Here is an 11,646-nt window from a genome sequence, read left to right as displayed (position 1 = left end):
TTTGTGTGATGTTGTCTTCATTTTTATATCCTGATGAGATCGAGGCTGGTTGTGATGAGGCGGGACGCGGTTGTTACGCAGGTCCTGTATTTGCAGCGGCGGTAATTTTACCTGTAGATTTTGACCATCCACTGCTCAATGATAGCAAGCAAGTCAATGAAAAAAATCGTGATATTTTACGCCCCTATATTGAAGAAAATGCGCTTGCTTACGGCATCGCGATGATCAATAATGAAGAAATTGACCAAATAAATATTCTAAAAGCCTCATTCAAAGCTATGCATCTGGCTTTGGATCAATTAAAATTAAGACCAGATCGACTTTTAATTGATGGCAATAGATTCGTACCTTATCAAGAAATTCCGCATAATTGTATTATAAAAGGGGACGGAAAATATAAAAATATTGCCGCTGCAAGTATCCTTGCCAAAACGCACCGCGACTCATATATGAAAAATTTAGATATAGAATTTCCTATGTATAATTGGAAAAAAAATAAAGGTTATGGTACTTTAGATCATAGAAAAGCAATCGAACAATTTGGAATAACTTCCTATCATCGAAAATCTTTCAATATTTTGCCCATACAGACAAAATTATTTTAATATAATTTTTTTTCGTAAATTAGCCACAAATTCAGAATGTATGAAACAATTTATGATCGTAATATTCTTAATTGGGCTATTTCTTTTCTTAAATGGTTCTATTCAATTTGCAAATGCAAGTATGATTAATAGACAAAGTAGCGCCTATCATATCGGACAGATTGTAAGATCTGCTGTACAACCATTTGTGGGAATAATTTTCGCAATTATAGCTATCAAAAAATTAAAACTCGCAGATCACTAATTTTCTGACTTATACACATTTCTACTGCGAACATTGACGCTTTTCAGATTTTATCCACAAACCTATTTATTATAAATTTCAATAATAAATATTCAATAGCTTAGTAAAAATTTTCACAGATGCTAAGCATTACCAAAAATCAACGCCTTCAACCATTTTTCGCAGCTGCGGCGGCACTTATTTTAGGTGCGACAAGTTGCAAAAGTGACAAACCTAAAGAAGAGGACGCCACAGCTAAAAAGCCTACGGATTCTGTTTCGGTAACCATGCCAACTGGTTTGGGTTCTACGATCCAATACGATCCATCCAAAAAATATATTTTCTTAGCATTTGATGATGGTCCTCAACCTCCAGGTACAATTAATTGTAAAAATATCTTCCATGAAGAAGGAGTGAAAGCATCTTTCTTTTTGGTAGGTATGCATCAATTTGATCCTATGCGTAAGCGCATTGTTGATTCATTGGATAATAGCTATCCTGAATTTGTAACTGGAAACCATAGTAATACGCATGGATTTAGAGACAATTATAGAAAATTCTATTCCATGCCAGACAGCGCAGTTGCAGATTTCCTTATCGCGGAAAAATCTTTGAATATAAAATTGAAGATTGCACGTCTACCAGGAATGAATACTTGGGCAGCTAATGGACAAATACAAGGTCCAAAATCCTCATTGAACGTAGCTAAAAGATTGGACTCTATTGGTTATACTGTAATTGGTTGGGACGTAGAATGGCAATTTATCAAAGGTTCTACACCTAAACAAAGCGTTGATGAAATGGTCAATACGGTAAACAAAAAATTTGCTGAAGAGTATACTTATCAACCGAATACATTGGTCATATTGGCACATGATCGCATGTTTGCCAAGCCACAATATGCGGATTCTTTGCGTAAGTTTATTTCAACTTTGAAAGAGAATAAAAATTACGTATTTGAAACATTGGATCATTATCCGACGGTGCAGAATAGACATTAATTTTAATATTTTTTAATACTGAGCCGCAATAATTATACATTGCGGCTTTTTTATTGAAGACATTTTACAAAAAATGAAAGACGAAATTTCCATAAGTAACGTATCCAAAGAAGATTTAACATCACTGGTTGAAGTAATCAATGATGCCTATCGCACAGACAATCCGAATGCATGGACAACAGAAGCGCATTTGTTCCAAAAAGATGGAATAAGAATGGCTTTACCCGAATTAGAAGAAGCTTTTGCCAACCCTAATAATATCATATTGAAAGCTGTTTTGTCAGACTCCATAAATGTCGGCACGGTAAGTTTAACTAAAAAAGAAAACGAACTATATTTAGGCACTTTCGCCGTTTCTGGCAATCATCAAGGTTTGGGTATTGGTAAAAAATTAATTCAAAAAGCTATTGAAATAGCTAAAGATTTGGATAAATCTTTTATTACGATTACCGTGATTTCTACAAGAGAAGAATTGATTAGTTGGTATAAAAAATTAGGATTTGCACCAACAGGAAAAATAATTCCATTCGAAGAAGATCGACCCGAACATATGCCACGCGAACCTTTAAATTTCATTGAAATGCAATTAGCCCTCTAATCGTTGCTATTTTAAGTCCTATCTTTGCAAAATGAATATCAAGTCCTCAGATTACCTGATCTCTAGTCCATCTTTTGATAAATGTCCTAAACCCGATCGTTTAGAATTTGCGTTTATCGGTCGAAGCAATGTAGGAAAATCATCTTTGATCAATATGATCTGTCAAAAGCAAAATCTTGCGAAAACCTCTTCTACTCCTGGTAAAACACAAATGATTAATCATTTTAAAATTACTACAAAGGAAAAAAAAGGCGAAAATAGCTGGTATTTAGTGGATTTACCAGGATATGGTTATGCCAAAACTGCGCAAAAAACTAGAAGATCTTGGGGACAAATGATTGAAAATTATTTGCGTAAGCGAGAAAATCTATCCAATGTATTTGTACTGATTGATAGTCGTCACGCACCCCAAACTATTGATTTGGAATTTTTACAAATGTTGGGAAAATGGGAAATTCCTTTTTCTGTGGTATTTACCAAATCTGACAAGGAAAAACCGGGTGTAGTTAAAAGAAATGTCGAAGATTTTTTGAATAAAATGCGAGAAACATTTTACTTCCTACCCGAAAGTTTTGTTACCAGTGCTGAAAAGAAAATCGGTCGTGACGAGCTTTTAAACTTTATAGAAAATCTAAGTAAACCAGAAGAGAAAGAATAAGTTTTTATCAATTTGCTTTAGAGGTGATAAATATATTATTTCTTTGCCCTTTCAATACATAATAAGTGTAGGGATTTTTCTTTATTTCTAATATTTTGCTAACATAAAAATCATTAGCAAGGGTTTTATCACTTTCGGACTTTCCATCTTTATCAATAACTTTATAAGTCAAATATAGTTTGAGACTATAAGGACTATTGTTTTGAGTGAAATCGTATACACTTCCTTTAACCTGATTGATTGTATTGTCTATCAATGTATCCGAACTTAAAACAACATTTTTATATGGATTATTAATTTGTAAGTTACTCAAATAACCAACATTAAAAGATTGCTTTTCACTTTCAATATAAGAGGTAGGAGGAATAAATGTTGAATTGTCGCTAACAGTAGAAACGGAATTCATAACTCCATTCGTTGACGTGGTGGACCACCTTTTGCTCCAATTATATTTTAAACTTTCAGATGCATATTGACCTACCGTTTTCATTACTGTATTTCCCAAGGAAAACGATTGTCCATTTAATATTAAAGATGATCTCTTCCAATCAAATATTAAACCCTCGTTAGAGTTATTCTTTATTTTTATAGATGTAGTAAGATTATTAAAACTCTTATCAGAATTCATCACATAACTAATATCAAATAGACTATCATGAAAATAGAAGGAACTATCGTTTTCTAATTTCCAATTCGTATTGGATGAGACAACTGTATTCAATTGATAGGTGCTACAAGCACTGAATAGCATAGCAATAAGGAAAAATGAACTTAAATAGGCAAATTTCATAGCTCAATACTTTGATTAGCCTACAATTTAGTAAAATGTTGATTTTCAATTTACATTTTAACTATTTTTTTATTAATTCGATATAATGTTGCAATTATTTGAATAATTGATACGCAATAAAACTGCACACATACGCAAGAACCGTCATATATCCAAACTGGATTACCGGCCATTTCCAGCTTTTGGTTTCTCTTTTTACGATCGCTAATGTACTCATACACTGCATTGCCAATACATAAAATACCATTAGAGAGAGCGCTGTTGCTGGTGTATATACTTTCGAGCCATCAGAACGCGTTGCATTTTCCATCTTTTGTTGCAATGTATCATCATTGTCTGCCTCCACACTATATAAAGTTGCCATCGTACCAACAAATACTTCTCTTGCTGCAAATGAGGTAATTAAGGCAATACCAATCTTCCAATCAAAACCTAATGGTTTGATTACGGGTTCTATTGTATGTCCCAAAATACCTGCATAGGAATTTTCCAATTTGGCAGTTCCTTGTTCTAAGGTTAATTGTTCTATTTTGAGCGAATCTGTTGTTGATGTTTGGGCTATTAATTGAGCATAATGATTCTCCGCATTTTCCATTCTTTTCCCTGGTCCATACGAGCTCAAAAACCACAATATCAAGCTAATAACAATGATAACTTTACCTGCATCTTTGACAAATATTTTGGCTTTTTCCACCATTGTCACGCCCACATTTTTCCATCTTGGACCACGATAAAGCGGCAATTCCATAATGAAAAAGCTTTTTTCTTTAATCTTTATCCAAAATTTTAATACGAATGCCACAATCAAAGACATAATAATTCCAAGCAGATACATCGCCATCATGATCAATCCTTTGACACTCATAAACCCCAAAACAAGACGATTATCTGGGACCATCAAACCGACTAATATCGTATATACAGGAAGACGAGCACTACAACTCATCAATGGGGTAATCATGATAGTCAAAAGACGCTCTTTGCGATTTTCAATATTACGCGTACTCATAATCGCTGGTACTGCACATGCAAATCCGCTAATCATCGGCATCACACTTTTTCCGTTCAGACCGACTTTTCGCATCAATTTATCACTCAGAAAACTAATGCGCGCCATATAACCTGTATCCTCTAACAAAGTCACCATTCCAAACAAAATCATAATCTGCGGAATGAAAACAACAATTCCACCTAACCCTGCCAAAACTCCGTTGACTAATAAATCACTCCACCATGCTGTGGGTAATATTGCGGATAATTTGGAAGTGAATTGGGTAAATAACCAATCTATACCATCCATCGGATATTGTGCAAGCCAAAATATACTTTGAAATAAAACGAACAATACCAATAGTAAAATGACATAACCCCAAACTCGATGTAAAAGAAGATTATCTAACCTTTCCGTAAATAATTTCCGTTGCAAAGGATCTGGCAACACGACATTTTTATCCATGATGGTTTTAATGTTCGTATACCGTTGTAATATTTCTTGCGCTTGCGTCTTAGTGGGATTAAATTTATTGCGAACTTCCGTTGCTTCAATATTTTCTTGAAGCGTATCATTTAACGGAAAATTTTCGTGATTGATCAAATAGTGCAAACCAGCATAATCACTTAGATCAGGCACCAATTCTTTTACTTGTGTAATTGCGTCTGGAGCTAGTTCTTTTATTGGAATAAAGTCATTGACTTTATTAGGTTGGCTTTGTTTGATTAATTTATCCAAAGTCTTTTTCAACTCTGGAATTCCTTTGTCTTTTCTTGGATTCACAGACACAACAGGAACTCCCAAATCTCTTTCTAATCCAGGAATATCTATTAAAATTCCCTTTTTTGCAGCGATATCCATCATCGTTAACGCGATTACGACAGGATATTTTAAATCAATTAATTGCGAACAAAAAAGCAAATTTCTTTTTAAATTACTAGCATCGACTACCAATAATATAGCATCTGGGACAACCGGATCGACTCTCATCAAAACTTTGTAAGCCACCCATTCATCCGCTCTTCTTGGGTACAGACTATAAGTTCCCGGCAGATCAATCATGGTTGCATTACAATCGGCAGAAATTTTGGTTTGACCTGTTTTTTTATCAACCGTCACACCAGGGAAATTACCGACTTGCTGTCTCAATCCTGTCAAAACATTGAATAAGGATGTTTTTCCACTATTTGGATTGCCCACTAAAGCAATCTTCAAATTGTCTTTTTTTACTACTTCTTTCATCGCGCGTTATGCAAACTTACTTGACTATTAACAATATCATTTACGAAATGAGAAAGAATTTGAGTTTAATTGCGTTCCTTTCCCTCAATGCATTGAACTTTTAACATTTTATGAAGTTATCTATTCAAAAAATGTTTTTCTAAATAAATTTTAAAGAAATTTGCGCTTATGAAACTCGTTTTAAATAGTGAAGATCTAACCTCTGACTTTTACGAAGATGCCAGAGTTTTGGGGATTGTATCCAAATACAAAAACTACAAATTTATTTGGTCGATCAACCAACATTTGGACCTAAATTTTAAAATGATTCCCGATTACGAAATCGAACTACCTAAGAAAAACAAAGATTGCTATTTCTCTGTATTTCAACACAGTGTAAAAAATACATCCATCGATTATTTCATTTATCAAAATTATTTTGAAGGGGAGTTTCTTTTACCCGAATTGAAAAATATCGATTTTATCTGTTTAGTAAAAGGCGACTTTAGTGCTGATCAGACACAATGGCGAGGGTTCTTAGACAATTTAAAATCAGTGAGTTGTATCCAAATGGCGAGTGAAATTTCTTTGGATCAAATTAAAAGTAAAGAAAACTTGATATTCTAAGATTTCTCCAGATTTCTATTGGTTTGCTCCAGGTATATCCCTTAAATTGCAATAAACATTTTAAAATTTTATGCCTGCAAATGAAATCAAGGTAACTTCAGAAATCGGTAGACTCAGACGCTTATTGATACATAGTCCAGATGGCGGTATCGGAAAAGTAATTCCTGCAAAATTTAAAGAATGGCTATACGACGACACTGTACAACTCAGCCAAATGCGAAAGGATTACAATGATTACATCAAACTCTTGTTGTATTTCTTAGATCCGGAAAAAGTGGAATTGGTCAAAAACGCAGAATCTGAAGGACTTCCCAAAGATAGTTTGCAGTATGATTGTTACAAACCAGACAAATCTACCTATTTCAATAGTGACAAAGTGCTTGATTCTCAATATTTATTAAGTCAAATTTTGCATGATGATGCTGTAAAAAAACAAATCATCTCTGCGGTTTGTGCTTGGGAAGGAACGGGATTTCGTACCGAAAAGAAACTATTGTCCATTCAATCTCCATTTACCTTAGCGAAAGTTTTAATCACGGGGATTTTGCATGATGAAAATGGTGAGGATGTCTACATTTTTCAACCATTGCCCAATTTTATATTTACACGTGACATTGGTATTACGATCAATGACCAACTATTGCTGAGTAATGCGGCAACGCCAGCGCGCGAAAGAGAATCGATGCTCATGCGATTTATTTCCCAATATCACTTATTCAAAGGGCGAGAAGATGCTTTGATGGAAGTGTCCGAGCCCGGAAATTATTTCCTTACATCTGAAGAAGATCAAAGCGCCTATAAAATAAGCGTGGAAGGTGGCGATGTGATGATGATTGCGCCCAATCACTTATTAGTTGGCTGTAGTGAGCGAACGACCGCCGCGGGTATCAATGAAATCATCCATACCATATTTAAAAATAACAAAACCGGCATTGAAAAAATATCGGTGATCAAGATACCAAGACATCGCTCTGTGATGCATATTGACACTGTATTTACGCAAGTGAAAAGAAATGTGTGGGTATTATTTGGACAATTTTCAGAAAAATATGATGCACTATCCAAAGATAAAGCATTCTCTTACAGACATTTATTCTTACAAGAAGGAGAAAATGCGGCCCAATTTAAAATCGAAATTTATAGATTTTATAAGCCTTTGAATGTTGATTATGATGCTACGCAAAATTACCAATGCGATATTCAAGATCGTATTACGGGCATCGAATCGCTTTTGCATGACATTAGCGTTAATGATTTTAATGTCAAACCAGAAGATGTTAAAGTGATTTATAGTGGAGATGGCGTATTTCCATATGATGAACGGGAACAATGGACGGATAGTTGTAACCTTTTGGCATTAAAAGAAGGTGTTGTAATTGGTTATGATCGTAATGAAAAAACTATTCAGGCATTTGAAAATAATGGATTCACGATCTATACACCTGAACAATTATTTGAATTATTCGAACAAAAAGTTACGTCTCCAGACGATTTAGAAAATGTGTTGATCGTTTTACATTCTTCCGAATTGTCGCGCGCTCGCGGTGGAGCACATTGCATGAGTTGTCCATTATTACGTGATGAAATCTAAATAAGATAATGAAACAGAATTCCAATCATATTATGATGGTCCGCCCAGCAAGTTTTGGTTTCAATACCGAAACTGCAACCAACAACGCATTTCAATCGCAAGTGGATCTTTCCAACGATGCCGTTCAAGCGAAAGCATTGGAAGAATTTGATCAATTTGTAGAAAAATTACGTGCAAATGACATCAACGTTTTGGTAATTGAGGATAGTAAAAATCCACCCAAACCAGATGCTATTTTTCCTAATAATTGGTTTTGCACTTTGGACAATGATGTGGTGTATTTATTTCCCATGTTTGCACCAAATAGACGCATCGAACGTCGTCCCGAAATATTGGAAGAGATAGCTCAACATTTTCAAATAAAGGAAACGATTGATTGGAGTGCATCCGAAAATAAAAATGAATTCCTTGAAGGAACAGGCAGCATCATTTTCGACCATGAAAATAAATTGTCGTATGCTTGTCTTTCCGAAAGAACAGATAAATCCCTTTTGGAAAAATATTGTCAATCTATTCAATACCAAGCAATTGCATTTCATTCTTCGGATGAAAATAATTTCCCTATTTACCATACCAATGTGATGTTACATATTGGGAAAGATTACGCTGTTGTTTGTTTGGAATCGATAAAAGATGAACAAGAAAAAGCATTTTTGATCCAATCATTTGCAAAAACTAATCATCAGATCATCGATATTACGCTCGCACAAGTACAAGCATTTGCAGGTAATATGCTACAAGTAGCAACAAATAAGGGAAAATTAGTAACTTTAATGAGTCAAAAATCGTTAGATTCCCTTACTTCGCAGCAGATTTCTGATATTAGTACTCATAGCCAAATACTTCCCATTTCTATACCGACGATTGAAACAATAGGTGGAGGAAGCGTCAGATGTATGATGGCAGAGTTGTTTTTAACTTCAAAATAAAACATGAAAAAAATTTATTCCATATTCCTTATTCTAGTTTTGTTGACAGCAGTAATCGTTAGCGGTTGTAAATGCAATGGCAACAGCGAGCATTCTACTGCAGATTCGTTAGATTCATTGGACACATCTGACACCATTATCGATGTGCCAGACTCGATCAAACATGAAGATAGTTCGACCGTATTTACAAGTACGCCGTTGAACAATACATTCAAATCTGCCAACATTTCTCCGAAAGAATGGAACAGATTTCAGTTGAATAGTTATGATAAAATGGATGATCCTAAAGATGTAAAATCATTTACCCCAAGTCCAAAATTTTTCAAAACCTATCAATCTGTATTAAAATATTCTCCAGACAAGCAATTTGTTTTGGATTTAGGTTCGGACAATTCTGTCGTAAATCCAAGCAATGGCGACGTGGAAGAAGCAGATCCAGAATCTTCTTTGCACGTTTTGGATATTATCAATAAGAAAAAAAGAAGTCTATCCTTTGTTGCTCCAGCTGCGGATGTGATTAGTACTAATTGGGTAAATGCCAATGAATTATCTATTTTTTGCTCCACTCCTGGAGCCGATCCAAAAAGAGATGACACGCTTTTGTATATTTATAATGTGAAAACACAGTTTTTAAAGTCCTACCAACTTTCAGCTAAATAAATTGTTATATAAAAGAAGTAAAAAGGAGATATCAGCATGGAAAAAGAGAATGAAAAAATAGTCAAAACAGATGCAGAATGGCAAAAAGAACTTTCGCCAGAAGTATATTATGTAGCACGTCAGAAAGGAACCGAGCGTCCTTTTACAAGTGAATATGAAGATTTTGAAGGCGTAGGAACTTATTATTGCAAAGTGTGTGGCAATCCATTATTTAAAAGCAATGCAAAATTTGATAGCGGATGTGGCTGGCCGAGTTTTTTCGAACCAATAAGCAAGGGAGCTTTAATCTATGCACCCGATCATACGCATGGAATGAACCGTACAGAAGTTCTTTGTGGTAAATGCAATTCACATTTGGGTCATGTATTTGATGATGGTCCACGCCCAACAGGATTGCGCTATTGCATGAATGGTGTAGTGCTGGATTTTCAAGATAAGTAAAATAAAACGAGAGGCTATTGCTTCTCGTTTTATTTTTAGTAAGACTAAAATTAATTGAGGATGAATTTTTTGCTATGTATATTTTTCTGTTGCATTTCAATTTCCAATTTTGCACAAAAAATGAATGATGCAGATTCTTTTAGTAATAATTGTTGCAAGATTTTACCAAGAATTAACAATGATGACATCAAAATTTATTCAGACAAAATTATTTTTATAAATAATGGAATTATAGAATTTCATCCCAAAATAAGTATTGACCTTAAAGCAGTTTTATCAAGTGGTTTAATCAATCCTTATTCTGTCAATAAAATTGGAAAAATTAAGATAAGTGAACTCCGAGAAATTATAAGTACAAATACATATATCAGAAAATATCAATTTTGGATTTACCCAACTAATTCAAATAAATCTTCGAATAAGATTGAAAATGCGCTGAACAGCAGAACCAATCCCGACGAATATTATTTTGAATTAGAAAATACAAATGCTAAATCTGACAGCGATATTCAATCTTTTTTAAAAGGAGCCAAAATGATTGTTTTTAAATATAATGGAATCATCATTTAATTTTAAATTCGTAATACATCTTCTATAAATGTAGAAATACTTGCTAATTGAATTTAGCCATTTTGTAGCTTTTATCTTTTAAACAGTTATTGCCATTATCTTCTTTTTTGAAAATCTTTGTATATGGAAGAAATTCATCCTTTTGAATCGTTTTATTCAGAAAATGCAACCGTATTAATTATTGGCAGTTTTCCTTGTTTTAATGGATCTGATTATGGCGATTGGTATTACGGAGGAAGTGGTAAAAATTACTTTTGGCAGATACTTTCAGAAATTTACAAGACTCCCACCAATACATTGGATCAAAAGAAGCAATTGTGTATGCTCCATAATATTTCTCTTACAGATATTTTATATAAAATTGAGCGAAGACAAAATAATTGTAGCGATAGCAATTTGAAAATTATAGAATTTAACAAGGCTGGCATTGAAAAATGTTTGACGAAAAACCTTAAAAAAATACTATTTACGAGTAAATTTGTTGAAAAGTATTTTAAGAAATTATTTCCCGATAACCTTATTCCTACTTATACTTTACCATCGCCCTCTCCTACAGCCAATCGAGCTATTGCTAGAATGGAAAATTATCAAAAACTAAGAACTGAATCTTTGACAATCTCTACATATGCATATAGAGTAATTCAATTTAAGCAGGCGCTACAATAATATTTAGGAGATTATTTTACTCGCCATATATTTAAAATCAAATTTTACATTTGTAGCACATTTTCAGTTTTGAAA

General features: G+C 33.9%; 14 protein-coding genes. 12 read left to right on the top strand and 2 right to left on the bottom strand.

Annotation, left to right across the window (positions count from 1 at the left end; genetic code table 11):
* The first annotated feature begins 8 nt into the window (after window positions 1-8).
* The 5 genes from E0W69_RS18235 (at window position 9) to yihA (ending at window position 3,085) form a co-directional block, all read left to right on the top strand.
* Window positions 9-605, top strand: coding sequence for a ribonuclease HII (locus E0W69_RS18235; protein WP_131331494.1), 597 nt, complete (start codon window positions 9-11; stop codon window positions 603-605).
* 40 nt (window positions 606-645) lie between these two features.
* Entirely contained in the window at window positions 646-849 is a 204-nt protein-coding gene (locus E0W69_RS18230) for a hypothetical protein (RefSeq protein ID WP_131331493.1), read from the top strand.
* A gap of 119 nt (window positions 850-968) precedes the next feature.
* Window positions 969-1,829, top strand: coding sequence for a polysaccharide deacetylase family protein (locus tag E0W69_RS18225; protein WP_131331492.1), 861 nt, complete (start codon window positions 969-971; stop codon window positions 1,827-1,829).
* A gap of 73 nt (window positions 1,830-1,902) precedes the next feature.
* Window positions 1,903-2,427, top strand: coding sequence for a GNAT family N-acetyltransferase (locus E0W69_RS18220; protein ID WP_131331491.1), 525 nt, complete (start codon window positions 1,903-1,905; stop codon window positions 2,425-2,427).
* Between the two features lie 31 nt (window positions 2,428-2,458).
* The gene (gene yihA / locus E0W69_RS18215; RefSeq protein ID WP_131331490.1) at window positions 2,459-3,085 is read left to right on the top strand and encodes a ribosome biogenesis GTP-binding protein YihA/YsxC; all 627 of its coding nucleotides are present in this window, start codon (window positions 2,459-2,461) and stop codon (window positions 3,083-3,085) included.
* 7 nt (window positions 3,086-3,092) lie between these two features.
* On the opposite strand, the gene E0W69_RS18210 is transcribed toward yihA, so the two are convergent.
* Both E0W69_RS18210 and feoB read right to left on the bottom strand, forming a co-directional pair.
* Window positions 3,093-3,875, bottom strand: a complete 783-nt coding sequence (locus tag E0W69_RS18210; protein ID WP_131331489.1) for a hypothetical protein — start codon at window positions 3,873-3,875, stop codon at window positions 3,093-3,095.
* A 94-nt stretch (window positions 3,876-3,969) separates the two neighbouring features.
* Window positions 3,970-6,108 carry a ferrous iron transport protein B gene (gene feoB / locus E0W69_RS18205; RefSeq protein WP_131331488.1) on the bottom strand — a complete coding sequence of 713 codons (2,139 nt, stop codon included), beginning with the start codon at window positions 6,106-6,108 and terminating at the stop codon, window positions 3,970-3,972.
* A 168-nt stretch (window positions 6,109-6,276) separates the two neighbouring features.
* Here feoB and E0W69_RS18200 point away from each other — a divergent pair, with 168 nt between their 5' ends.
* The 7 genes from E0W69_RS18200 to E0W69_RS18170 all read left to right on the top strand — a co-directional run bounded on the left by E0W69_RS18200 (window position 6,277) and on the right by E0W69_RS18170 (window position 11,571).
* Window positions 6,277-6,714, top strand: a complete 438-nt coding sequence (locus tag E0W69_RS18200) for an IPExxxVDY family protein (protein WP_131331487.1) — start codon at window positions 6,277-6,279, stop codon at window positions 6,712-6,714.
* 70 nt (window positions 6,715-6,784) lie between these two features.
* A complete protein-coding gene (locus tag E0W69_RS18195) occupies window positions 6,785-8,305 on the top strand; it encodes an arginine deiminase family protein (protein WP_131331486.1) in 1,521 nt (506 codons plus the stop codon).
* Between the two features lie 8 nt (window positions 8,306-8,313).
* Window positions 8,314-9,234, top strand: a complete 921-nt coding sequence (gene ctlX, locus E0W69_RS18190) for a citrulline utilization hydrolase CtlX (RefSeq protein WP_131331485.1) — start codon at window positions 8,314-8,316, stop codon at window positions 9,232-9,234.
* Between the two features lie 3 nt (window positions 9,235-9,237).
* Entirely contained in the window at window positions 9,238-9,894 is a 657-nt protein-coding gene (locus E0W69_RS18185) for a hypothetical protein (RefSeq protein ID WP_131331484.1), read from the top strand.
* Window positions 9,895-9,930: 36 nt separating this feature from the next.
* Window positions 9,931-10,335, top strand: coding sequence for a peptide-methionine (R)-S-oxide reductase MsrB (msrB, locus tag E0W69_RS18180; protein WP_131331483.1), 405 nt, complete (start codon window positions 9,931-9,933; stop codon window positions 10,333-10,335).
* 120 nt (window positions 10,336-10,455) lie between these two features.
* On the top strand, window positions 10,456-10,905 hold the full coding sequence (locus E0W69_RS18175; RefSeq protein WP_131331482.1) for a hypothetical protein: 450 nt from the start codon (window positions 10,456-10,458) through the stop codon (window positions 10,903-10,905).
* Window positions 10,906-11,028: 123 nt separating this feature from the next.
* Window positions 11,029-11,571: a uracil-DNA glycosylase family protein gene (locus tag E0W69_RS18170; RefSeq protein ID WP_131331481.1), complete on the top strand. Its 543-nt coding sequence runs from the start codon at window positions 11,029-11,031 to the stop codon at window positions 11,569-11,571.
* Window positions 11,572-11,646 lie beyond the last annotated feature (75 nt).

This window comes from Rhizosphaericola mali, from assembly GCF_004337365.2.
Classification (GTDB): Bacteria; Bacteroidota; Bacteroidia; order Chitinophagales; family Chitinophagaceae; genus Rhizosphaericola; species Rhizosphaericola mali.
Note: the sequence above shows the minus strand (reverse complement) of the source record. Positions and strands in the feature narration are given on the sequence as shown.